At 32.5% G+C, this 25338-nt stretch carries 25 protein-coding genes; 11 read left to right on the top strand and 14 right to left on the bottom strand.

Translation table 11 applies throughout. The annotated features are described in order from the left end of the window. Positions 1 to 290: 290 nt before the first annotated feature. From H601_RS0110035 to H601_RS0109990, 10 genes are all read left to right on the top strand, one after another. A complete protein-coding gene (locus tag H601_RS0110035) occupies positions 291 to 1259 on the top strand; it encodes a Gfo/Idh/MocA family protein (RefSeq protein ID WP_026711402.1) in 969 nt (322 codons plus the stop codon). 106 nt (positions 1260 to 1365) lie between these two features. Further along, positions 1366 to 2256 (top strand): 3-hydroxyacyl-CoA dehydrogenase family protein, encoded by an 891-nt coding sequence (locus H601_RS0110030; RefSeq protein WP_026711401.1) that lies wholly within the window; start codon positions 1366 to 1368, stop codon positions 2254 to 2256. A 73-nt stretch (positions 2257 to 2329) separates the two neighbouring features. After that, on the top strand, positions 2330 to 3547 hold the full coding sequence (locus tag H601_RS0110025; protein WP_026711400.1) for a DUF1015 domain-containing protein: 1218 nt from the start codon (positions 2330 to 2332) through the stop codon (positions 3545 to 3547). A gap of 108 nt (positions 3548 to 3655) precedes the next feature. Beyond that, a complete protein-coding gene (locus H601_RS0110020) occupies positions 3656 to 4639 on the top strand; it encodes a virulence RhuM family protein (RefSeq protein ID WP_026711399.1) in 984 nt (327 codons plus the stop codon). Positions 4640 to 4681: 42 nt separating this feature from the next. Next, entirely contained in the window at positions 4682 to 5209 is a 528-nt protein-coding gene (locus H601_RS0110015; RefSeq protein WP_026711398.1) for a hypothetical protein, read from the top strand. A 6-nt stretch (positions 5210 to 5215) separates the two neighbouring features. Continuing rightward, positions 5216 to 5875: a YggS family pyridoxal phosphate-dependent enzyme gene (locus H601_RS0110010; protein ID WP_026711397.1), complete on the top strand. Its 660-nt coding sequence runs from the start codon at positions 5216 to 5218 to the stop codon at positions 5873 to 5875. A 67-nt stretch (positions 5876 to 5942) separates the two neighbouring features. Then, entirely contained in the window at positions 5943 to 7304 is a 1362-nt protein-coding gene (locus tag H601_RS0110005; RefSeq protein WP_026711396.1) for an exonuclease domain-containing protein, read from the top strand. Positions 7305 to 7335: 31 nt separating this feature from the next. After that, on the top strand, positions 7336 to 8178 hold the full coding sequence (locus H601_RS0110000; RefSeq protein WP_026711395.1) for an ion transporter: 843 nt from the start codon (positions 7336 to 7338) through the stop codon (positions 8176 to 8178). Between the two features lie 6 nt (positions 8179 to 8184). Beyond that, entirely contained in the window at positions 8185 to 9117 is a 933-nt protein-coding gene (gene miaA / locus H601_RS0109995) for a tRNA (adenosine(37)-N6)-dimethylallyltransferase MiaA (RefSeq protein ID WP_026711394.1), read from the top strand. Continuing rightward, positions 9117 to 9860: an acyl-[acyl-carrier-protein] thioesterase gene (locus H601_RS0109990; protein ID WP_026711393.1), complete on the top strand. Its 744-nt coding sequence runs from the start codon at positions 9117 to 9119 to the stop codon at positions 9858 to 9860. The genes miaA and H601_RS0109990 overlap by 1 nt, the downstream gene beginning before the upstream one ends. Positions 9861 to 10045: 185 nt before the next feature. On the opposite strand, the gene H601_RS0109980 is transcribed toward H601_RS0109990, so the two are convergent. The 14 genes from H601_RS0109980 to H601_RS0109915 all read right to left on the bottom strand — a co-directional run bounded on the left by H601_RS0109980 (position 10046) and on the right by H601_RS0109915 (position 24510). Beyond that, positions 10046 to 10759, bottom strand: a complete 714-nt coding sequence (locus tag H601_RS0109980; RefSeq protein WP_026711392.1) for a response regulator transcription factor — start codon at positions 10757 to 10759, stop codon at positions 10046 to 10048. Between the two features lie 21 nt (positions 10760 to 10780). Further along, a complete protein-coding gene (locus H601_RS0109975) occupies positions 10781 to 12361 on the bottom strand; it encodes a sensor histidine kinase (RefSeq protein WP_026711391.1) in 1581 nt (526 codons plus the stop codon). A 68-nt stretch (positions 12362 to 12429) separates the two neighbouring features. After that, the gene (gene coaE / locus H601_RS0109970; RefSeq protein ID WP_026711390.1) at positions 12430 to 13017 is read right to left on the bottom strand and encodes a dephospho-CoA kinase; all 588 of its coding nucleotides are present in this window, start codon (positions 13015 to 13017) and stop codon (positions 12430 to 12432) included. Positions 13018 to 13020: 3 nt separating this feature from the next. Further along, on the bottom strand, positions 13021 to 14022 hold the full coding sequence (locus tag H601_RS0109965; protein WP_026711389.1) for a glycosyltransferase family 2 protein: 1002 nt from the start codon (positions 14020 to 14022) through the stop codon (positions 13021 to 13023). Positions 14023 to 14097: 75 nt separating this feature from the next. Continuing rightward, positions 14098 to 16560 (bottom strand): GEVED domain-containing protein, encoded by a 2463-nt coding sequence (locus H601_RS0109960; RefSeq protein WP_026711388.1) that lies wholly within the window; start codon positions 16558 to 16560, stop codon positions 14098 to 14100. A gap of 88 nt (positions 16561 to 16648) precedes the next feature. Then, positions 16649 to 17461, bottom strand: a complete 813-nt coding sequence (locus H601_RS0109955; RefSeq protein WP_026711387.1) for an enoyl-ACP reductase FabI — start codon at positions 17459 to 17461, stop codon at positions 16649 to 16651. Positions 17462 to 17505: 44 nt separating this feature from the next. Then, positions 17506 to 19158, bottom strand: coding sequence for a DNA repair protein RecN (gene recN / locus H601_RS0109950; protein ID WP_026711386.1), 1653 nt, complete (start codon positions 19156 to 19158; stop codon positions 17506 to 17508). A 43-nt stretch (positions 19159 to 19201) separates the two neighbouring features. Then, the gene (gene porD / locus H601_RS0109945) at positions 19202 to 20089 is read right to left on the bottom strand and encodes a type IX secretion system protein PorD (RefSeq protein ID WP_026711385.1); all 888 of its coding nucleotides are present in this window, start codon (positions 20087 to 20089) and stop codon (positions 19202 to 19204) included. 1 nt (position 20090) lies between these two features. Beyond that, a complete protein-coding gene (coaBC, locus tag H601_RS0109940) occupies positions 20091 to 21287 on the bottom strand; it encodes a bifunctional phosphopantothenoylcysteine decarboxylase/phosphopantothenate--cysteine ligase CoaBC (protein WP_026711384.1) in 1197 nt (398 codons plus the stop codon). A 5-nt stretch (positions 21288 to 21292) separates the two neighbouring features. Next, positions 21293 to 21610: a DNA-directed RNA polymerase subunit omega gene (locus tag H601_RS0109935; RefSeq protein ID WP_026711383.1), complete on the bottom strand. Its 318-nt coding sequence runs from the start codon at positions 21608 to 21610 to the stop codon at positions 21293 to 21295. Positions 21611 to 21618: 8 nt separating this feature from the next. Then, the gene (locus tag H601_RS0109930) at positions 21619 to 22413 is read right to left on the bottom strand and encodes an outer membrane protein assembly factor BamD (protein ID WP_026711382.1); all 795 of its coding nucleotides are present in this window, start codon (positions 22411 to 22413) and stop codon (positions 21619 to 21621) included. A gap of 166 nt (positions 22414 to 22579) precedes the next feature. After that, on the bottom strand, positions 22580 to 23092 hold the full coding sequence (locus H601_RS0109925; protein WP_026711381.1) for a ferritin: 513 nt from the start codon (positions 23090 to 23092) through the stop codon (positions 22580 to 22582). Between the two features lie 16 nt (positions 23093 to 23108). Further along, positions 23109 to 23990, bottom strand: a complete 882-nt coding sequence (gene dapA / locus H601_RS0109920) for a 4-hydroxy-tetrahydrodipicolinate synthase (RefSeq protein ID WP_026711380.1) — start codon at positions 23988 to 23990, stop codon at positions 23109 to 23111. A 1-nt stretch (position 23991) separates the two neighbouring features. Next, positions 23992 to 24510, bottom strand: a complete 519-nt coding sequence (locus H601_RS0109915; protein ID WP_026711379.1) for a DUF6913 domain-containing protein — start codon at positions 24508 to 24510, stop codon at positions 23992 to 23994. Between the two features lie 48 nt (positions 24511 to 24558). Between H601_RS0109915 and H601_RS0109910 the strand changes: the two genes are divergently transcribed. Next, positions 24559 to 25338, top strand: a complete 780-nt coding sequence (locus H601_RS0109910) for a 5'-nucleotidase C-terminal domain-containing protein (RefSeq protein ID WP_026711378.1) — start codon at positions 24559 to 24561, stop codon at positions 25336 to 25338.

The following is a 25338-nucleotide window of genomic DNA, read 5'->3' as shown; positions in this document are numbered from 1 at the left end:
TTTTCGGGAGTGACTGAAAACTGAGACTGAAAACTGACTACTGAACACTCCCCTGCCCCCGATTGTAGTGGAAAGCATTTTGCAGGCCATTTGGTCATTTTCTTGACAAAAAATTGCGACCAGCGGAAGCACATTTTTTAGCTTAGAAAATGCCAAGTGGACAAAAAATCTTGTAACGAAAAGCGGGATAAGGCACAAAAAAATAGTGAATCAAGAATTTTGAATGATGATTTTTGAATTTTGATTGCAAGATGCTCTCATTATTACTATTTTTGATAAAATTTACATTTATGCTTAAAGTTGGCGTTTTGGGTGCCGGACACCTTGGAAAAATACACTTGCGATTACTTAATCAATCTTCCAAATACGAATTAGTTGGTTTTTATGACGAAAATGCTGAATATGCCGAGAAAATTGCGGCTGAATTTGGTTATAAACGTTTTGATACGATTGCCAAATTAATTCACGCTGTGGATGTGATTGATATTGTGACTCCTACGCTTTCGCACTATAAATGTGCTAAAGTTTCGATTAAATCGGGCAAACATGTTTTTATTGAAAAACCGATTTCTACCACGGTTGAAGAAGCGGAAGAAATCATTGCTTTAGCAAAAGAATACAATGTTAAAGGCCAGGTTGGTCATGTGGAGCGATTTAATCCGGCTTTTATTGCCGTGAAAAATCAAATTGACAATCCAATGTTTATTGAAACGCATCGTTTGGCGGAATTTAATCCGAGAGGAACGGATGTTCCGGTGGTTTTGGATTTGATGATTCATGATATTGATGCGATTTTGAGTGTGGTAAAGTCGAAAGTAAAAGCAGTTCATGCCAGTGGTGTTTCGGTGTTGAGTCAGTCGCCCGATATTGCCAATGCTCGAATTGAGTTTGAAAATGGTTGTGTAGCGAATGTCACTTCGAGCCGAATTTCGATGAAAAATATGCGAAAATCACGCTTTTTTCAAAAAGATGCGTATATCTCAGTGGACTATTTGGACAAAGTGTGTGAAGTAGTAAAAATGAAAGACGCACCGGAAGTTCCTGGAGATTTTGATATGATTTTGCAGAATGCTGAAGGTGTGAAAAAACAAATTTATTTTGACAATCCGGAGGTTTCGATGAACAATGCCATTTTGGATGAATTGGAAACCTTTGCTGACGCGATTAACAATAATACTACTCCGGTGGTAACGTTGGAAGATGGAACGGAAGCGTTAAGAGTGGCGTATATGATTATTGATTCGATGGAAGAAAAATAATTTGTTTCAAGTTTCAGGTTTCAAGTTTTTACGAAACCTGAAACTTGACACGAGCCTGAAAGGCGACTGGCGAAGCAAACCCGAAACAAAAACAAACTAAAATAAAATGAAAACAATCGCAGTAATTGGAGCAGGAACCATGGGTAACGGAATTGCCCACACCTTTGCTCAAAGCGGATTTACCGTAAAACTTATTGATATTTCTGAAAAATCGTTGGAAAAAGGAATGGCAACTATTGCATCCAATTTGGATAGAATGGTGACAAAAGGAACCATTTCGGAAGACGACAAGCATAAAACGATTTCAAATATTATTACTTATACCGACATCAAAGATGGTGTAGTGGGTACGGATTTAGTAGTGGAAGCCGCTACTGAAAACGTGGTATTAAAAATGAATATCTTTAAACAATTAAGTGAGGTTTGTGATCACAATGTGATTTTAGCAACGAACACTTCATCTATTTCCATCACACAAATTGCGGCTCAAGTGGTTCATCCAGAACGCGTAATTGGAATGCATTTTATGAATCCGGTGCCGATTATGAAATTGGTTGAAATTATTCGTGGTTACAACACTTCGGATGAAGTGACCAAAATCATCATGGATTTATCATTAAAATTAGGCAAAACGCCAACGGAAGTGAACGACTATCCCGGTTTTGTGGCCAATCGTATTCTAATTCCCATGATTAATGAATCTATTGAAACGTTATACAACGGCGTTGCCGGCGTTCAAGAAATTGATACCGTAATGAAGCTTGGAATGGCTCATCCGATGGGACCACTTCAATTAGCCGATTTTATTGGTTTGGATGTTTGTCTTTCGATTTTAAATGTGATGTATGATGGTTTCAAAAACCCAAAATATGCTCCTTGTCCACTTTTAGTGAATATGGTAATGGCCGGAAAATTAGGTGTAAAATCCGGAGAAGGTTTTTATGATTATTCGGAGAGTAAGAAAGCGGAGAAAGTTTCGAAGCAGTTTATAAAATAGAGTGATTAGTGAATAGTAATTAGTGATTAGCGGCCACTAATTACTATTCACTAGTTACTATTCACTTTAAATCATGAGCAAAATAATCCCCTTTAAAGCCGTTCGTCCCACTGCGGATAAAGTTGGCTTGGTAACGTGTAGAAATTATGACGATTACAGTTCGGCTGAGTTGGCGGCTTGGTTGAGTTTTAATCCGTATTCGTTTTTGCATGTGATTCATCCGGCGTATGTACATTCGCAAAAAATCACCTTAGATAAACGTTTCAAAGGTGTGGCTCATAAATACCAAGATTTTAAGACCGATGGTGTTTTTGTTGAAGAAACAAAACCCGTTTTTTTTGTATATGAAATTCATACGAAAACCAATTCATTTACCGGAATAGTAGCCGGAACTTCCATTGAAGATTACAAAAATAATGTCATCAAAAAACACGAAGACACGTTGCAATATCGTGTGGAATTGTTTAAAGATTATTTACATCAAACAGGTTTTAATACGGAACCGGTTTTAATAACTTATCCGGATAATAGTTCGATTAATCAATGGATTACTGAAAAGAAAAAAAGTATTCCACTATACAATTATTCCACCACAAACAAAGAGAAACATCAATTGTGGAAAATTGATAATGAAGCAGAAATTGAGTGGTTGCAAGAACAGTTTGACAAAATTCCGGAGTTGTATATTGCAGATGGTCATCATCGTTCAGCTTCGGCAGAATTATTACATGATGAATATAAAGCTGAAGGAAATGAAAACTTGAACTATTTCATGAGTTTTTTAATTGCCGAAAGTGAAGTAAAAATTTATGAATTCAATCGAATCATTCGCGATTTGAATGGATATGAAGTCAATGATTTTTTAGCCCAATTAGATGAACATTTTATCATCAAAAACAAAGAACAAGAATTGTGGAAACCGCAAAGTAAATTTGAGTTTGGGATGTATTTGGATGGGAATTTTTATGCTTTGTTTTATAAGTTGGAAAATAGTAATCCTACAATTTTAGAAAACTTAGATGCTCAAATTTTGTATGATAAAGTATTGCAACCATTACTTGGAATTGAAGATTTACGCAACGACGAACGCATCGAATACATTCCCGGAAAGCAATCCATTTTAACCATTAAGGAATTGATTGACGAAGGTGAATTTGAAGTTGGTTTTATGCTTTATCCTTCCGATATTTCAGAAATTAAAGCCTTGGCAGATAATAATTTGATTATGCCACCGAAAAGCACTTATATCGAACCGAAGTTTAGAAGTGGGTTGATGGTGTATGAGTTGTAGAGTAACGATTGATGATTAACGATTTTTGATTTAAGAAAAAAGAATATAGAAAAAAGAGAATAGAATATAGAAAAAAGAAATAGACAAATATTATAAACATTTTACGCCATGCAAAACACAATTGTATTTTATCAATCAGAAAAACAGAATGTAACTATCAATGTTACTTATCTCAACGAAAGCTTTTGGCTTTCGCAAAAAATGATTGCTCAACTTTTTGGAGTTGACAGAACTGTAATCACAAAACATCTAAAAAATATCTTTGAAACTAATGAATTAAACGAAGATTCAGTTAGTGCAATTTTTGCACATACTGCGGAAGACGGCAAAAACTACAATACAAAATTCTACAATCTAGATGCCATTATTGCCGTTGGCTACCGTGTCAATTCAAAAGAAGCGACACAATTTAGAATTTGGGCAACTCAAACATTAAAAGAATTTATCCTAAAAGGTTTTGTTTTAAACGATGAAATGTTGAAAAACGGAAAACCATTTGGTAAAGATTATTTTGATGAATTATTAGAGCGAATCAGAGAAATTCGTTCAAGTGAAAGAAGATTGTACCAAAAATTAGGCGATATATTTGAACAATGTAGTGCTGATTATGCTAAAAATGCGGAAGAAACTAAATTGTTTTTCAAAATGGTTCAAAATAAATTACACTTTGCTATTGCAGGAAAAACAGCAGCAGAAATTATTTATGAAAGAGCTGATAAAACAAAAGATTTTATGGGGTTAACCACTTGGAAAAACGCCCCAAAAGGGAAAGTTTTGAAAAGTGATGTTTCTATTGCTAAAAATTATCTGAACGAGAATGAAATAGGTGACTTGAATTTATTAGTCAGTGCTTTTTTGGATTTAGCCGAATTTCAAGCTCGTAGAAATCAAATCATGACGATGAAAGATTGGTTAGAACGCACCAACAAATTCTTAGAAAGTAATAGTTTAGATGTTTTACCAAATGCCGGAAAAATTTCACACGAACTAGCCATTGATAAAGCACATTCAGAATTTGAAGAATTTAGAATCATCCAAGACAAAAAATATATTTCTGACTTTGATGAAAGTATTAAAAATTTAAATAAATAAACTCAATTTTGTAATTTATAGAAGAAGAAATCACAATTAAAAATGAAAAAAATACTATTCTTTATTTTATTCATTAATTTTAGTTTTTCACAAAATGAAAAATTAACAATTACAAAAATTGATAGTATTTGTGAAGAAAATGGAATTTATGGAATATCAGAAGGTCATATTAAAATCAATAATGAAAAAAAGAAACTGATTGGATCGGGTAGATTTTCAATAAAAACATATTTAAATTACTATAATCAAGAATATTACAACAACTTAAGTCGAGAAGAAAAAAAAAGGTATAATAGAGAAAAAGACTCCGAATTAATTAGAGCAGATTACAATGAAAATATTTCATATGATGATAATAAACCGGAATCTATATTTGCTCAATTTTATTACTACAAGAACCAACTATTTTGTTTAAAATTAAAAATATCAAAAAATGAAAAAGTTTTAAACTTTTTACTTAATCAATCTGAAATTGAAAGTGAAAAGAAAATTAAGAATGAATTAGGTCTGGAATTAAATAATTGGATTATTGAAAAGAGTCGCGAAATACTCGAATTTCATAATAAATAGCATAAAATGTCAATATCAAAAAACCTATCTAAAATAAAATCTACCCTACCCTCCCACGTAACCCTAGTTGCTGTTTCCAAAACCAAACCGGTTGCAGATTTGATGGAAGCCTACCATGCCGGGCAACGCATTTTTGGTGAAAACAAAATTCAGGAAATGTCGGAAAAATGGGAACAAATGCCCAAAGACATTCAATGGCACATGATTGGCCATGTTCAGTCGAATAAGGTGAAATACATGATTCCGTACGTGAGTTTGATTCATGGTGTAGATAGTTTGAAATTGCTAAAAGAAATCAATCGTTTAGCTGCCAAATGGAAAAGAACAGTTGATTGTTTGTTGCAAATTCACATTGCGGAAGAAGACACAAAATTTGGTTTAGATGAAAAAGAAATACATGAAATTCTGAATTCAGAAGAATTGAAAACCTTTGAAAATATTCGTATTGTCGGTTTGATGGGAATGGCTACTTTTACTGAAAATCAAGAGCAAATTAAACGGGAATTTTTACATTTAAAAACTATTTTTGACCAATACAACCAACTGCAAACTGACAACTGTCAATTGACCACTTTATCCATGGGCATGAGTGGCGATTACCAACTCGCTATCGAATGTGGAAGTACGATGGTTCGGATTGGAAGTAGTATCTTTGGCGTTCGCTAATTTGCCAATTTGAAAATGTGCCAATTTGATAAGACTATAAACCGACAACATATAACAGACAACTGATTTGTACGCAATCTTAGACATAGAAACCACCGGAGGTCAATACAACGAAGAAGGAATCACCGAAATAGCCATTTATAAATTTGATGGTCATGAAGTCGTGGACCAATTTATCAGTTTGGTGAATCCTGAAATTCCGATTCAGCCGTTTGTGGTAAAATTAACCGGCATTAACAACGCCATGTTGCGTTCGGCTCCCAAGTTTTATGAAGTAGCCAAACGTATTATTGAAATAACTGAAGGTTGCATTGTGGTGGCTCATAATGCTTCGTTTGATTATCGAATTTTACAAACCGAATTCAGAAGACTGGGATTCAAATTTCAAAAACCAACGCTTTGCACGGTAGAATTATCCAAAAAATTATTACCTGGTCATGCTTCATATAGTTTAGGAAAATTGGTTCGTGCACTCGGAATTCCAATGGCCGACCGCCATAGGGCCAGTGGTGATGCGATGGCAACGGTGAAATTATTCAAAATGCTTTTGGCAAAAGATGTTGAAAAAGAAATTTTAAAAAGCTCCGTAAAAACCGAAATTAAATCGGGCATGTCGCCTAAATTATTGGATATTGTAGAAAATCTTCCCTCCAAAACCGGAATCTATTATATTCATAATGAAAAAGGGGATTTGATTTATATTGGTAAAAGCAAAAACATTAAAAAACGGGTCAATCAACATTTTACGGGTACCAATCGAAAAAGTAAAAAAATACAAATGGAAGTTTACACGGTTACGTATGAAGAAACCGGTAGCGAACTTATTGCTCTCTTGAAAGAAAGTGAAGAAATTAAAATCAATAAACCCATTTACAATCGGGCTCAACGAAAAACGCTATTTCAATGGGCTTTGTATCCTGTAAAAAATGAAAATGGGTACATTAGTCTTTCCCTCCAAAAAACAGATGGTCGTAAGAAAGAAATCACTTCATTTTCTTCCATTCAAGAAGGAAAAAATGCATTATTCAAAATAACAGACCAATATCATTTATGTCAAAAAATTAATGGTTTGTATGAAACACAAAATTCATGTTTCAAATATAAAATAAAAGAATGTGACGGAGCGTGTATTGGTGAAGTGAGTCCAGAAGAATACAACGAAAGAGTTCAGGAATTTATCGACAATAATGAGTTTGAGAGTCAAAACCGAATCATTATCGACCGAGGCAGAAGTTTGGAAGAACGTTCGGCTATATTGATTGAAAACGGTATTTATAAAGGATTTTGTTTTTTTGATTTGAATTATCAGATTACAAATGTAGAAGTGTTACAAAACATTATTATACCGATGCAAAATAATCGTGATACCAAAAATATCATCAATGGCTATTTGCGAAAGCACAAAGTCATGAAGATTATTCCGTTTTAATTTAAGTATATTTGTAGTAAAGCGTTGTAAAATGAAAGAAGCTAAATCGCAATTTGATGTATTCCGGCAAAAAGCCCATATCATCATTTATGGTACCAACACAGTAGCGGGACGCTTATTCGATTTAATTCTTTTAGCCTTAATTTTACTCAGTGTGGTTTTGGTCATGCTTGAAACCGTAACGGGCTTTGATGAAAAATACCATGACCAACTTATTTTATTGGAATGGACAATCACCATCTTTTTTAGTATCGAATATATTCTTCGGATTATTTGTATCAATAAACCTTGGCGATACATTTTGAGTTTTTATGGCATTATCGACTTAATCGCCATTTTACCGATGTATTTGTCATTATTTCTTATTGATACACATCTTTTTGTTATTATAAGAGCTTTACGATTGTTACGTTTATTCAAAATATTGAACCATCCTCACTTTTCGGGTCAGTCACAACATTTAAGAAAATCATTAATTGCCAGCAGAGGAAAAATTGTGGCATTTATGTATTTTGTTTTAATCAGTTGTATTTTGATTGGTTCGTTGATGTATGTTGTGGAAGGAAAAGAAGCGGGTTTTACCAGTATTCCAACGAGTATTTATTGGTGTATCGTTACATTAACTACAGTTGGTTATGGTGATATTTCTCCCATTACACCTTTAGGTCAATTTATTGCTTCGATTGTAATGATTATGGGTTACGGAATCATTGCCGTGCCAACCGGAATTGTTACGGCCGAAATAGCCAAAAATGAATACAAAAGAGGTCGTGATTCCAAAAGACATCATTGTATGAATTGTGGCAAAGATGACCATGGAGTTGATGCTAAATTTTGCTACAATTGCGGTGAAGAGTTAGACGAAAATTCATAAAATAGTGTGACAAAATCAAATTACCTAATTACAATTATTGGTCCAACGGCTATTGGCAAAACTGCTTTGAGTATTGCTTTAGCTCAACATTTTGGTTGTGAAATAATTTCGTGCGATAGTCGTCAATTTTTTAAAGAAATGAAAATTGGTACAGCTGTTCCCAATGATGAGGAATTAAAGGCAGCTAACCATCATTTTATTCAACATAAATCGATTTTTGAATTGTATAATGTTGGTGATTTTGAACGGGAAGCTCTTTTAAAATTGGATGAATTATTTGAAAAAAATAATATTCAAATTATGGTGGGCGGATCAGGTTTGTATGTAGATGCTATTTTGAAAGGTTTTGATGATTTTCCGGATATTGACCCAGCTGTTCGTGAGGAAATTAAAACAGATTATGAATCTAAAGGTTTGGAATTTTTACAGTACAAATTAAAAGAACTTGATCCTTTTTATTTTGAAAAAATAAGTTCTGAAAATCCGCAAACTTTGCAAAACCCGCAACGGATGATGCGATTTGTAGAAGTTTGTTTAGGAACCGGAAAACCGTATTCTTCTTTTTTGAATCAGAAAAAAAATAAACGAAATTTTATTCCGATTGTAATTGGGTTGGATGCCAATAGAGAAATAATGTATGAACGAATTAACCGAAGAGTGGATTTGATGATACAAGATGGTTTATTGGAAGAAGCCAAAAACGTGTACCCAAATAAACACTTAAATGCCCTGCAAACCGTTGGTTACAGAGAATTATTTGATTATTTTGAGGGTAAAACCAACTTAGATTTTGCCATTGATGAAATCAAAAAAAATACACGTCGTTTTGCGAAACGTCAACTCACTTGGTTTAAACGAACTGAAAATGTCAATTGGTTTGATTTTGAAACTGATGTGAATGAAATTATTATTTTTATACAATCCAAAATAAAAAAATAATGCCTATTTCAGCCCATTTTACCCCCGAATTTTCCAAGGAATGGGAAATCAATTTTATTCAATGCTATCCAAACGGACAGTTGAAACATACCGAATTGTGTAATATTTTGCAACTTACGGCAGGTTTACATGCCGAGTTGGGTGGATTGAGTTTTAGCGATATGCAAGTTTTTCATCAGGCTTGGGTATTGAGTAGAATGCGTGTAGAAGTGATTGATTTACCCAAATGGCGAGATGTGGTTACTGTAAAAACGTGGATTGTAGAAATGAAAGATTCGCGTTCGGTTAGGGCTTTGGAGTTGTATTTGGGTGACCAAAAATTGGCCGGAGCTCTTACTTATTGGGTGGTTATCAATACCGAATTACGGAAACCGGAAGCATTGGCTTTGCCATTTGAACATTTTACTTTTTATCCGGAGAGATTGCCGACAGTTAAATCTTTTGAGAAAATTGATTTGAATGTTGCTTTGCAATTTTTAAAACATAAAACCATTTTATTATCTGATTTGGATATTGTGAATCATGCCAACAATGTGAAATATTTAGAATGGTGTTTGGATGGTTTGAATGCCAATGTTATTTTGAAAAATAAAGTTCAGGCATTTGACATGAATTTTTTGAGGGAATTGCATTGGAATGACGAAATAGAAATACAAACTTCATTGGAAGAAAATCCGGAATTGATGACGGTGACCAAGAACGAAAAAAACAGTTTTGCACTGAAATTGGAATATAGCAGGTAATCCTACCCCAGATTGTAACGGAAAGCATTTTGGGTAAAAAAATCTAGAATTCTTAAAGCAAAAAAGCGACCAAAGGAAGCTCTTTTTGATTTGTAGAATTCTTTTTTTTTGACCAAAATCTTGTAGTGAAAAGCTGGAAAAAGGTTCAAAAAAAAGCTCCCAAAAATTGAGAGCTTTTCTAGTTACTAGGCAACTTTGTTTTTGATTACCAATCGGAAACCTTCGCCGTGAATGTTCAAAATTTCAACATCTTCGTCAGATTTAAGATACTTTCTCAATTTGGCAATATATACGTCCATACTTCTGGAAGTGAAATAGTTATCATCTCTCCAGATTTTGGTTAAGGCCAATTCACGTGGCATCAAATCATTTTCATGAAGAGCCAACATTTTTAATAATTCGTTTTCTTTAGGCGATAATTTGATTGGTTCATCATTACCAAAAGTCAAGAAACGTAATTTAGAATTCAAATGGAATTTACCAATTTGGAATTCGAATTTCAAATTATCAGTTTTGCTTTCTGATTGTTTGCGTTGCATAATGGCTTTGATTTTCATCAACAACACTTCAGAATCAAAAGGTTTGTTTAAATAATCATCTGCCCCCACTTTGTATCCTTTTAATACATCTTCTTTCATGGTTTTGGCAGTTAAAAAAATAAGCGGAACTTCCTTATTTTTTTCACGAATTTCTTTTGCAAGCGTATATCCGTCTTTGTAAGGCATCATTACATCTAAAATACACAAATCATAAGTGTCTTTTTTGAATTTTTCAAAGCCTTCCATTCCATTTTTTGCTAAAACAACATCAAAGTCGTTTAACATTAAATAGTCTTTTAATATCGCTCCAAAATTTGGATCATCTTCTACTAAAAGGATTTTTTTGTTTTCAGTTTCCATAGGTTAATCTATTAGTGGTATTTAATTTATTATAGGCAATTTAATAAAAAAGGTACTTCCTTTTCCCTTTTCGCTTTCAACGGATATTTCGCCGTTATGTTCTTCTACAATTCTTTTTACATAAGCAAGGCCTAAACCGTGCCCTTTTACATTATGAATATCACCGGTGTGTTCGCGGTAAAATTTTTCAAATATTCTTTTTTGAGCATTTTTAGACATTCCAGCTCCTTGGTCTTTTATTTTTATGATTAAAAATTCTTTTACATTTTCAGTATAAACGTCAATTTTTGGAATTTCGGGTGAATACTTAATAGCATTATCCAAAATATTAACCATGACATTTGTAAAGTGTACATCGTTTAAAAGTACGGTTGTTCGTATGGCCTCAAAATGTGTTGTAATGGTACCTCCTCTATCTTCAATAATTAGACTTACGTGATCAATAGCATCTTCAATTAACGCTAATGCATCATGTGGTTCTTTATTGATTTCCAATTCTTTCTTTTCTAATTTAGAAATACGCAACACATTTTCAACTTGAGCATGCATTCGTTTATTTTCATCTCTAATCATTTGAAGATAACGGAAAACTTTATCTTTGTCTTCAATTACTTTTGGATTTTTAATGGCATCTAACGCTAAATTGATGGTAGCAATAGGCGTTTTAAACTCATGCGTCATATTGTTTATAAAATCTGTTTTGATTTCAGAAATCTGTCGTTGTTTAAAAAACTGATTTAAGGCATTTACATAGGCAATAATAATAATGAGTGTAAACATCAACGAAATAGAAGCTATTCCGATTAAATCAGAAAAAATAAACTTCTTTTTTTCTGGAAAACTTACCAATAATTGATAGCGGCTAATTCCATCATTATCTGCAAAAACGGGAATGCTATAGGTATCATCCTTATTGAATTTAAAATTTTCAGACTTCACTTTAGTTGCGAGTCCGTTACTGTAAATTCCAAATTCAAATGGAGTAATTACACCATATTCATTTAATTCTCTCTTAAGAAGTTGTTGCAATTTTTCTTTTGAAACTCTACGCTGAATGGGATAAGTGGAGGCAATATCATTAAAGGATATATCATAAAGCAATTTATCCAAAATTTTTAAATCGCCTGATTTTTCAATCTTTACATCCGGATTTAATGCGTTTTGTAAATTATTTTTATCGATTCCGTTTAGATATACTTCTGTTTTTCTTTTGGAAGAAAAGCTTTTGACTTTTAAACTGTCACTTTTTTTATCAAAGAACGTAGGAGAAATAGTAAAATCTTGTGAACTTATACTATTCGAATAAATAATAGTTTCGTTGGTTTGAGCATTTCGTTGATAATAACCAAATTCTAAAAATTCTGAATTTAATTTATCACTTCCCGTACTATCTTTATATTCTTTTATTCGCTCTACAAAAGAGAGCACTTCTTGTTTTTGAAGCTGATCAGCAACGTTTCCCAACACTTGTTTGACATGAAACTTAAATTGCTCCTGATTGTTTTCTAAAGATGAATTGAACCAATAGACTTGAACAAAAATAATTCCAATAAGTGAAATACTCATTAAAAATATAAGTAGTCTAAATAACAATTTATTCATCGATACAAATTTAACATTTTAACATTTTGGATGTTAATAGATTAACCTAACATTAACATCCAAGCATTTTATTGTATTTTCTTCAACGCTTTAACAATTTCATCAACCTGATTTTCAGTAGATTCTAAAGTACTATTTTGAATAACATAATCACTATGCTTTATTTTAAAATCATCATCCAACTGATTTTTTATTCTATCCTTTATAGATTGTTCATTTGTGTTATCTCTACTAATAATTCTAGAAATACGTTCAGAAAGTGGTGCTGTTACGGTAATAACAAGGTCACAATCTTTGTTTCCGCCGGTTTCAAATAAGATAGCCGTTTCTTTCATTACAAAAGGGAAATCTCGATTTTTTTTAAGCCAACTCTTAAAATCTTCTTTAACTGCCGGATGCACAATTTGGTTTAAATCATTTAGTTTTTCTTTGTTGTTAAAAACTTTTTCTGCTAAAAATGTACGATTTATTTTTCCGTTATTGATGACTTCTTTTCCAAATTCATTCTCAATTGCTTGAATAATTTTGGATGTATTCATCAGTTTTTTAGCTTCCTCATCAGCGATATAAACAGGTATTCCTTTGGCGGCAAACATTTTGGCAACAGTTGTTTTACCACTTCCTATTCCTCCGGTTAAACCAATTAATTTTGACATGTTTTATTTTTTAAAAAATAATTCAGGTAAGGCTGATTCCGGTTTTCTTCTCAAAATTTGTACCAAAATAAATGATTTTAAAAAACCAATCCCGTAACCATAAAACTGAATAAACGTTGCGATTAAGGATAAAGACGCAATTTTTAAGCTTTTGTTACTCCACCATGAACTTATAAAAAGGGAGATGAAATACACTAAAAACACTAAAATTGGTAAGTAAAATGTAAAGAAAATTAACACTACAATTGAACCAATACATCCTAAAATAAAAATAGTTGGAAAGAAAAAAGTTAGTTTAGCATACTCCGGATACCAACTGTTTAAAATTGGTCTTGCCTTACCAAATTTATTAACTTGAGTAAGGAACTTTGACCAATCAATTCTTCTTTTATGATAAACAAAAGCATTTGGAATCAATTGAGTTTGAAATCCTAATTTCCACAAACGTATGGATAAATCAGGATCTTCCCCAGGATGAATATTTCCAAACCCATTTGAAGCTTCAAATGCTCTTTTTGAAATTCCCATATTAAAACTTCTGGGTTGAAACTTTCCAATTTTTTCAGATCCACCTCTAATTCCTCCAGTTGTAAAAAAAGAAGTCATCACAAAGTTGATAGCTTTTTGAATGTCTGAAAAAGAATCTAAAGCCTTATCCGGTCCACCATAACAATCTGTATAATTTTCATTTAAAACTGAATTTACTATTGAAAGATAATATTTTGGAATAATACAATCTGAATCAAAAATGATAAAATAATCACCATTTGCTTGCTGCATTCCAAAGTTTCTGGAATTACCAGGACCTGAATTTGGTTTAAAAAAGTAACGAATGGTTAATTGAGCCTTAAACTTTTCTACTATAGAATCGCATTTTACATTTGAACCATCTTCAACTATAATTATTTCATAGGGTTGATTATAATTTTGATGAACTAAACTTTCTAAAAGCTCATCTACTTCATCAGGACGATTATAGACCGGAATGATAATTGAAAAATGCATCTTAATGTTTTAACAAATATACGGCATAAAAAAAGCCACACAAATTGTGTGGCTTTAAAATTTAAAAAGATAAAACTATTGTTTTACAATTTTTATTGTTTTTTGAATATTGTCTTCAGTTGTAATTTTCACTAAATAAGTTCCAACTGATAATGATGATAAATCAATTTGGCTTTCATTAGCATTAATTGTTTTAGAAAGCAATTGTTGACCTAATAAATTTGTCACATTTACATTTCTAATTGAAGTTGAATAAGCAATATTCAAGATATCTTTTACAGGGTTTGGAAATGCTTTAAAATTATCTGCATCGAATGAAGGAGCACTTAATGATTCTCCACATAAAATTGTTCGAACACGGTTTACATCAGCTGTTTCACAATTGTCATTTAAGTGGATGTAAAAACGAATTACACCCGTAACATCTGATGTCCAAACAACTGGAGTTGTACCATAAACAATTGGAGTAGAACCATCTTCATTACCGATTGTAATAAAATCTGTAGCGACAGAACTATTGAAAGAATAAGTTTGACCTGAAGTAACATTCACATTAGAATATTCGCCAGCCCATGCATTATCGACAATTTGATTTGGAGTAGTACCATCACATGTTTGAGGTGTGTAAGTGGCTGCAGGGAATAATTCCCCGTCTAAACAGAATCCTGGCGAATTTTGAATAGTAAAACTCCATACCGGACAACCAACAGCAGTACCACCATCATTAAATGGAACGATTTGCCAATAGTAAGTTGTTCCATAAACTAAACCAGTAATATCAACAGTTAAAGCGTCTATAAATCCTAATAACACTAAATCATCAGGAGCTGTACCAAAATAAACATTATAACCATCAGGAATTCCACCTGTTGATGGTTCTGTCCAAGTAAAAGTTGCTCCTCCTCCAATCAATTCAACATCAACTTGACCGTCAGTAGGAGTAACAACATCTGAACAACCAGGTAATTCATTTAATGTCATGAATTCAAATGGTCCAGTCCATAAACTAAATCCGTCTCCTTCACAATTTGCTCTTACATAGAATGCATATGCTGTACCAGGTACTAAATCTGTCACAACATAAGGATTAACAACATTTGTAGCTGTTGGAGCTGTTGGCTCTCCACCACCTACTTCTCCTATATAAATATCCCAAGAAGTTTCGGCACATCCTGCATTCCAAGATAAAACTGCAGATGTTTGTGTAATTTGAGAAGCAGATAAATTTGAAGGTTGCGGACAAGCAACAGCGGCAGTAATTGTTACATCATAATCTTCTGTTTCACCCCAACCATAAGAAATACATGGATCAATTGAAGTACCTGTAGTGTTCCATACGTCTCTTACTCTCATTCTGTGTGTTCCTAGTGGTGGATTACAAGCTAAAGTAATTGAGAAAGAAGCAGAGCCGTCAGCAGGAATTGAAGCAGTTGTAAAACCAACTCTCTCTGAAGCTTCAAATAATCCATTGTCATTATAATCAATCCAAACTGCAACGTTTTGACCCCCAAATTCACCAACAGTAACATTTACAGTATAGGTGTTACCAGCTTGTAATTCTGCAGTATAATTTGGTTGACCAGTATAATATGTATAGGATGGACCTCCTGGTTCAGCACCAGAATTATTCGATAATGTAGTTCCGGTAATTTCGATATTTGAAATTAAATCTCCATCTACAGTTCCATTTGCATAAATTGGAGTACAATAACATTGGTTACCAGGATTTAATCCTACCATTACAGGAGTACTAGTAGTACTTGAAGCAGTAGGAACACAAGTTACAATACATTGATAATACGTTGCAGCATTTTGAGTCGTAGCATAAGTAGCATTTGTTGCTCCATTAATGTTTGTAAAATCTACACCATTAGCAGAAGACTGCCACTGATAAGTGATTCCACCTGCAGCAACAACATTTTGTAAACTCAAATTAAATGAAATTCCGGCACAAACAGAAGCTTCAGAAGAAACTGTATCTCCAGGAGCCGGAGCACCAGTACAATCAGATGAAGCTGTTACAACTAAAGTGTAATCTTCTACTTGGCCATAACCAGTTCCTAAACAAGGATTTAAATATTCAGTTGTTCCAAAAATCTTTTTTACTCTCATTCTGGTAGTTCCTCCCAAAGCACTGATTGGAACAACTAAATCTTGAGTAGCTTGAATAGCATCTAGACCAGTAGAATTTAGAATAGTTTGTGTAATTTCATACGTTTCACCTGGATCAGCAAAATCATTGTCTTGGTTCCAATCTACAAAAACCACAAAACGATTGGTGAAGTTTCCATCTGTATTTCCTTTTAAGGTAATGGTATACGTTTGACCAGCAGAAACTGCACCAGAAACTTGCGTATAATCTTCATGCGGTGTAGCACCGGCAACAACTTCACTTGAAGGACTATTAATCCCAGCAAAGTTAACAAGAGTAATTGGCTCAGTAGCAAACTGAAAAGCCAATGGCCCACAATATGGTGCGGGAAATTGGGCAAAAGCCAAATAACCGACCATCAAAAACAAATAAGTAATTTTTTTCATTTTTAGTTGTTTATTATTAATTCGATAAAGGTAAAAAAAATACCCATAATTGAAAAACTATGGGTATCATTTTTTATGTTAAATGTATTTATTCCTTTGTAAAATATTCCATAACATCTTGACTTACACCCATGTTTGAGAAACCACCATCATTGTATAAATTTTGTAATGTTACTCGTTTGGTCAAATCAGAAAACATGGCTACAGTGTAATTCGCACAATCTAAAGCTGTAGCATTTCCAAGTGGTGACATTTTATCAGCGTAGGTGATAAAACCATCAAAACCTTTTACACCTTGTCCCGCTGTTGTAGGGGTTGGCGATTGGGAAATGGTATTCACTCTAACTTTTTTATCTTTTCCAAAAAAGTATCCAAAACTTCTCGCGATGGATTCCAAATATGCCTTATTATCTGCCATATCATTATAATCAGGAAATACACGTTGAGCCGCCATGTAGGTTAATGCAACAATACTTCCCCATTCACTCATGGCATCTTTTTGATATAAAACTTGCATTACTTTGTGGAAAGAAACAGCTGAAACATCCCATCCTTTGTGCGTAAAATCATAGTTTTGATTGGTATAATGATTGCCTTTTCTAACGTTTACTGACATTCCAATGGAATGCAATACAAAATCTATTTTACCACCAAGTATTTCTGTAGCTTTTTCAACTAAATTTTCTAAATCTTCAAGTGATGTGGCATCAGCCGGAATAATTTGTGAACCTGTTTTATCAGCTAATGTTTTAATCGTTCCCATTCTCATTGCAATTGGGGCATTTGTTAACACAAACGTTCCTCCTTCTTCATGCACTCTTTCAGCTGTTTTCCATGCAATAGAATTTTCATCTAAAGCTCCAAAAATAATTCCTTTTTTACCTTTTAATAAATTATACATATGCTATATTTTTAATTGATAGACGGTTCAAATATAATCAAAAATTAGTTCAATAATGCTTTTGCATGATTAATAGCAGATTCAGAAATACTAGAACCGGAAAGCATTTGAGCGATTTCCAATACCCGTTCTTCAATGCTTAATTTTTTAATTTCTGTTTTTGTATTCAATTCATTATCAGATTTATAAACCTTATAATGCATATCCCCTTTAGCAGCAATTTGTGGTAAATGTGTAATGGCAAACAACTGCATTTTACCGCTCATTTCTTTCATGATTTCACCCATTTTATCAGCAATTTCACCTGAAACTCCTGTGTCAATTTCATCTAAAATTAATGTGGGTAAATTTGTATAATTCGCTAAAATAGATTTTACAGCCAACATAATTCGAGACATTTCACCACCGGAAGCAACTTTTTTCAATAAGCCAAAATCAGAACCTTTATTGGTTGAAATAAGAAATTGGATCGTATCTTTTCCGTTTGAATAAAAAACATTAGTAGCCGTAATTTTCAAATCAAATTGCACATTTGGCATACCTAATTGCACTAAAATTTTCACTAATAAATCATTCAATAATGGAATACTTTTTATCCTATTTTGATGAATTTTTGACGCTAATTCATTTAATTCTAATGTACAAGCTTCAATTGCTTTAAAAAGACTATCCTTTTGCTCTTCAAGAGTTGTAACAGAAATAACTTTGTTCTGCAATTCATTTTGAATTTGTAATAGTTCCTCAACAGAAGTAACCTGATGTTTCTTTTGTAAACTATTAATTACTTGTAATTTTTGATGGATATTTTCCAATTGAATAGGATCATGAACGACGGTTTCTGCCATTTGATTCATTTCAGCAACAATGTCTTTGAGTTCAATGGTCAAACTATCTATTCTATTAAAAAGCTCAGCATATTCATTAGAAAAAGTACTAATTTTTTGAATGGCCGTTTTCACTTCTTTTAAATGAACTAACAAACCAAATTGATCTGATTCTGCTAACGAAATTGATTTTTCAAATTGTTCTTTGATTAACTCAGCATGAGTCAATTTTTCTAAATCTGACTCAAGCTCAAGTTGCTCATTTTCAATTAACTTAGCCTCAACTAATTCATTGTATAAAAACGAATTATAATCTTGCTCTTTTAATGCAGCAGTTAACGAATTTTCCAACTCTTCAAATGAAGACTTTAATTTTCGAAACGCTTTTAACTTAAGTGTATAATTTTCTAGTAGAACTCGATTATCAGCAATGGCGTCAATTATGGCAAACTGAAAATTTTCTTCGGCCAACTCACTCGTTTGATGTTGTGAATGAATATCAATTAACATTTCACCTAATAAGACTAATTCTGAAAGATTTACAGGACTATCATTGATAAATGCTCTTGATTTTCCTGATGGAAGAATTTCTCTTCTTATGATTGTTTGTTCTTCATAATCTAATTCATTTTCATCAAAAAAAGACTTTAATTGATATTTTGAAATCATAAAAACACCTTCAATCACACACTTTTCGTCTTTGTTTTTAAGACTTGATAAATCAGCTCTTTTTCCTAATATTAATCCCAAAGCACCCAGCAATATTGACTTTCCGGCCCCAGTTTCACCGGTTATAATTGAAAATCCTTCCGAAAACGAAATGGATAATTCTTCAATTAAAGCAAAATTTTTAATGGTTAAGTGCGTCAGCATTAACAAAAAAAGGTTAGATTATGAAATTTATTCTACTAAAAAATTAGTTCTTAATTTGATTCCACTTAATGGAATTTGTAGGCGAAACTCGATTTAAATTATCGGTTAAATCAACCAAATCAACATTTGGTCCACCGCTAAAAATGGATAAAATTTCATCTGATTTTGCATCAAAAAAGACTCTTGTTAAATACGCATTTGGTCGTACTCTGTGAATCTTGAACAAGGTTGAAAGAGCCTCTTTAACGTTTTCTTTTCCTTTTTTTACATCATTTGCCATCTTATCCAATCCATTGGTATGGTATTCAAAAAAAGCTTGACGAACCGGATCAAAAGTTGAAGAAATCATATCATTTGCCAAAAAATAACGATTTAGCAAACCATCTGCTTGAGCCCATCCTTTATATCCTGAACCTTGAGCTAAATTTACAACATTTTGAGCCATATCTAAATATTGGTCTCCACCTCTAAACTCAAATGAATCTGCATCATAAGCCAAAATCATATAACTATAAAAGGCAATCATAGCAATTAAATTGGAATCAAAAGAATTAGGATTATAATTTAAACTTTCAAATTCTAAATATCTGAAGGAAAAATCTTTGTCATTAATATTCAAAATAGGAGTGCTATAAATGGAATTAAAAACCGGTCGAGAAGCTTGCACTTGAAGTGTAGCGGCAAAATTCGTATTATTTACTTCCGAAATATTGATAAAAAACGAACATTCAATTCTTTCGTTTTGTTCTATTGTTTGAGTGGTCCATTTTGTTTTGTTTATAAAATCATTAAGTGAGGTCTGTAATGTTTTAAAAACTTGCGGATTTACTGTAGTAACTTTATCAGAATTTATGGTTACAACAGCACTTAATTCTTGTGCTTTTCCTTCTAAAAGCAATGCTAAAAACAAGAAAGTGAAAACTTTATTCATTTTAAAATATTATTTTATCCAAAATATCTTTTGCTACTTCTTCTTTTGATTTTAGTGGCATCGGATTGATTTGAAATGATTTATCAATAAACGTAATTTTATTGGTTGATTTTCCAAATCCGGCTCCTTCATCATTGAGCGAATTTAAAACAATCAAATCTAAGTTTTTTTTCTGAATTTTCAACTTTGCATGCTCAATTTCATTTTCTGTTTCTAACGCAAAACCAATTAAAAATTGATTTTTCTTTTGTTCACCTAATGAAGCCAAAATATCTTTGGTTTTTTCTAATTCAATTGAAAAAGCCTCTTCTGTCTTTTTTATTTTTTGATTGGCTACTGATTTTGGACGATAATCAGCAACCGCAGCTGCTGCAATTGCAACATCTACCTCATTGTAATACCGATGACATGCTTCAAACATTTCTTCGGCGGTAGTTACTTTAATCAATTGCACATTTGAATGTTGAATGTTCAAATGTGAAGGTCCGCTGATCAAAATAACCTCTGCTCCTCGATTTGCAGCTTCCAAAGCTAAATCATATCCCATTTTTCCGGAAGAATGATTTCCTATAAAACGTACTGGGTCTATAGGTTCGTATGTTGGTCCGGCTGTAATCAGTATTTTTTTTCCATTTAATGGCAATTTACTACTTAAATCATTTTCTATGAATGCCAAAATATGTTCTGGTTCAGCCATTCTTCCTTCACCAGACAATCCGCTGGCAAGTTCACCCTTTTCTGCGGGAATCATACTATTTCCAAACAATTGTAGTTTATGAAAATTATCAATAGAAGTTGGGTGTTTATACATATCCAAGTCCATCGCAGGAGCAAAGTAAACCGGACATTTTGCGGAAAGATAAACGGCCATCAACAAATTATCACAATTACCGTTGGCCATTTTTGACAACGTATTAGCGGTTGCCGGAGCAATAATCATCAAATCTGCCCAAAGAGCTAGTTCCACATGATTGTTCCATAGCTCATTTTCTTCTTCGGTATAAAAAGTAGAAAAAACAGGTCTTTTAGAAAGTGTAGATAAAGTTAAGGGGGTCACAAAATCTTTAGAGGCAGGTGTCATGACCACTTGGACATCAGCACCTGCCTTTATAAAAAGTCTAACCAAATTTGCAGTTTTATAAGCGGCTATTCCACCGGTAACTCCCAGTAGTATTTTTTTACCTTTTAAAACTGACATAGGTTTTATTTTGTAGTATCTCTGTGATAAATCTTACCTTCTAACCATTCTTGAACGGCAAGAGCGTGTGGTTTAGGTAATTTTTCATAGAATTTAGAAACTTCAATTTGTTCTTTGTTTTCAAAGATTTCTTCTAAACTATCGTTGTAAGTAGCAAATTCATCTAACTTCTCGATTAATTCTTTTTTAATCTCAGAGTTAATTTGATTTGCTCTTTTGGCAATAATCGTAATTGCTTCATACACATTACCGGTATTTTCCTCTACAAGTCTTTTGTCATAGGTAATTGTGTTTACAGGAGCTGTTGTTTTCTTTAAATCCATGCTATCTTCTATTTAGAATATTGTTGTAAATTTTCATTAATTTTTGCCATCAAATCGTCGGCTTTTTCTGTGTATTCTTTTGTATTACTCATTCGAGTAAATTTTTCATATGCTTCCTTGGCGTTTAACAAACGTTCTTTCACTTTTTCAGGAACGCTATTTATGGCCAAATGATAAGCTGAATCAATTTTGTAATATAAAGCGGCATCTCTATATGGAGTTCCAGGATAATCTGCAATAAAATTTTCTAATGCAATCAAAGCCGATTTATAATCATAAATGGTATTGTATTGCTTGGCAATTTCAAATGCTTTCTTTTCTACTTTTTCTCTAAGCTCTTTAACAATAACATTTGCTTCAGACATATACGTTGACTCAGGATAATTATCGATAAATGCTTGCATTTTATCAATTGCTTTGTGCGTATCTGTTTGATCTAATGAATATCTAGGGGAAAGCTTTGAGTAGCAAAACGCTCCTAAATAAGCACATTCTTCTAATTTTTCACTTTTTGGATAGGAATTCGCAAAACTTTCAAATTGATAACCGGCTAAATAATATTGGTTGGTTTTATAATAACTTTGAGCAAACATATAAAACATTTTCTCGGCTTGAGGTTTACCTCTATAAGATGGTGCCATTTGCTCAAATAAACGTATCGCCTTATTATATTTACCGCTGTTGTATTTTTCCTCAGCAACACTATATTTTACTCCCATATCTTCACTTTTAAGTGCTTTCTGATAAGGAGTGCAAGATACAAGCACAATAAATAATAAAGATAACGTATAAAACTTATTCATTTGATGAATTTTAGTAATTGATTTTAATGCTAATTCAGCATCAAAAACCGAACTGCAAATTTAGTTATTAATTACAGACTACAAAACATTTTTTTTATCCTCTGAAATCGGTGTAAAAAAACAAAAAGATGCTCTATTAAAAGCATCTTTTATGTTTAGATTAACATTATTTTGCTGGTGGAGCTACCGGACTGACGAAATTTTTCATTTCATTGTCAAATAAGTACAATCCTCCTTTGTCATCACCAATTAAATTTATTTTATCTAATATATATCTTGCATTGGCTTCCTCTTCAATTTGCTCAGCCACATACCATTGCAAAAAGTTATGCGTAGCAAAATCTCTTTCGTCCAATGTAATACCAACTAAATCATTGATACTATTTGAAACTTTAATTTCGTGCTCTAACAATTGTTTGAACAATGCTTTATAATTTGATAAATCTAATTTAGGTTCTAAAGTTGCACAAACTTTAGCCTCTCCTCCTCTTTGGTTTACATATTTGATTAATTTCAACATGTGCATTCTTTCCTCATCAGATTGATTATACATAAAAGTAGAAATTCCTTCAAAACCTTGAACCTCAGCCCAAGAAGCCATGGCTAAATATACTTGAGAAGAATCTCCTTCCATTTTAATTTGAGCATTTAATGCTTCTAATACTTTATTCGATAACATGTTTTTATTTTTTTATTTAATTATTTACTTTTTTTACAAATTGTTGTAGTCGGTTCGCTAAATCTTCATTCACATTTACTAACGGTAATCGAACCACATTTTCACATAAACCTAATGCTTTGAAAACTTCTTTGATTCCGGCCGGATTACCTTGCTCAAAAATCATGTCAATTGCATCAGCTAGTTCGTAATGTAAAGCATACGCTTCATCTACCTTTCTATTCAAACCTAAGCGAACCATATCTGAAAATTGTTTCGGAAAACCTTCGCCAATTACCGAAATAACTCCTGCTCCACCCGCTAAAACCATTGGCAAAGTTACCATATCATCACCGGAAATCACAAGAAAATTTTTTGGTTTATGTTGAATCAATTTCATCGCTTGAACAATATCACCTGCTGCTTCTTTAATGGCTACTATGTTTTTAAAATCATTCGCCAAACGAATTACGGTAGATGGCAACATATTACTAGAAGTTCTACCCGGAACATTATATAAAATAATCGGTAAAGGTGATGCTTCTGCAATTGCTTTAAAATGCTGATAAATTCCTTCTTGAGATGGCTTATTATAATAAGGTGACACAGAAAGTACGGCCACAAAATCATTTAAATTTCTAGTTTTTAACTCTTCAACCACTTGAAGCGTGTTGTTCCCTCCTACACCTAAAACTAAAGGAAGACGATTTTTATTTGCATCAATTACCGTTTGAATGACCAATTCTTTTTCCGCAGAGGTTAAGGTTGCACTTTCAGCCGTTGTTCCTAAAACTACCAAATAGTCTATTCCATTATCAATTTGAAAATTCACTATTCTGGTTAACGCTTCAGTATCAACAGAAAAATCTTTTTTGAACGGCGTTATAAGTGCCACACCCGTTCCAATTAATGATTGCATATTATATTTTGTTAAGTATTTTTAAATATTTAAATAATTCTTCGGTAAAAAGTTGATAATTTTCCACTTTTGTATCAATCATAAAGTGATTTAACCTTTTGTCAACAGAAGAAAAACCCACTTTAAAATTTGCTTTTGAACCATGAGTGACAATGACCAAAGGTGTTTTTTTCAAATCATAATAATTGATTAACAAATCAAACGGTTGAGCTTTAAAATACACTACATCTTCTTTGTCAATGCTTCCCATCCAAGAAACATCTTTTTTACTGAAATGTGGATAATTAATTTCTTCCTTTTTTTTATACGCTTTTTTGTATGCTAAAACACTAATATTTTCTGGCAAAAAACCATATTCTACTAATAGTTTTATAAAATCATGTTTGTGTTCAAAATAGGTTTCATCAATCAAAACGCCAACTGTTTGAATTCGATTAGGCGAAATGTCGGTTGTAACATTTAATGCCTTTTTTTTAACGATTCTTTTTGCGGATAAATTCTTGAAAAACTTTAAAAACATTGTACCTTTACTTGAAATACAAATTTATTGAATTAAAGTCATTATTTAATGCGAAATCTTAAAAACAAAATCAATTTTATAAAACATTTAACCGTTTTCACATTTTTGTTCCTTTTATTGTTGGGTTGCAAAACTTCTTATCACAATTATAAAGTTGAAGGAAAACAAATTCCGATTGTCAATCTTCAAGAAGACCATTCCACTTTAGATGCATTTATTGCTCCATATCGCTCACACATCAACAAAGATTTGGACAGTATTTTAGCCTATTGCCCGGAAACGTTAGATAAAAGTAAAGGCGAATGGCAAACCAATATTGGTAATTTTATGGCCGATGTTTGCATGAAAGAAAGCAATATAATATTTGAAAAACGTTACGGAAAATCAATTGATATTTGTATACTCAATCATGGCGGAATTCGTTCGATCATTCCAAAAGGAAATGTAACTACCCGAACCGCATTTGAAGTCATGCCGTTTGAAAACAATATGGTTGTATTAGCTTTAAAAGGAAAAACCGTACGTGAAATAGTTAATTATTTATTGGTAGAAAAAAAACCACATCCTCTAAGCGGCATGGAATTAATATTGGACAAACAACTTCAAATCAAATCGATTTCCATTCAAAACCAACTTTTGGAAGACGATAAAACATATTATGTAGCAACCTCTGATTATTTAGCAAATGGGGGTGATAATATGGTTTTTTTTAAAGAGAATATTCGGTTTTTTGATTTAGAATATAAAATCAGAAACTTGTTAATAGATTATTTCAAAAAAGTGGATACACTTGAAATTTCAACCAAACCTAGAATAATTGTAGAATAA

This window comes from Flavobacterium filum DSM 17961 (assembly GCF_000425465.1).
Taxonomy (GTDB): domain Bacteria; phylum Bacteroidota; class Bacteroidia; order Flavobacteriales; family Flavobacteriaceae; genus Flavobacterium; species Flavobacterium filum.
This window is presented reverse-complemented; position numbering and strand designations above follow the sequence as displayed.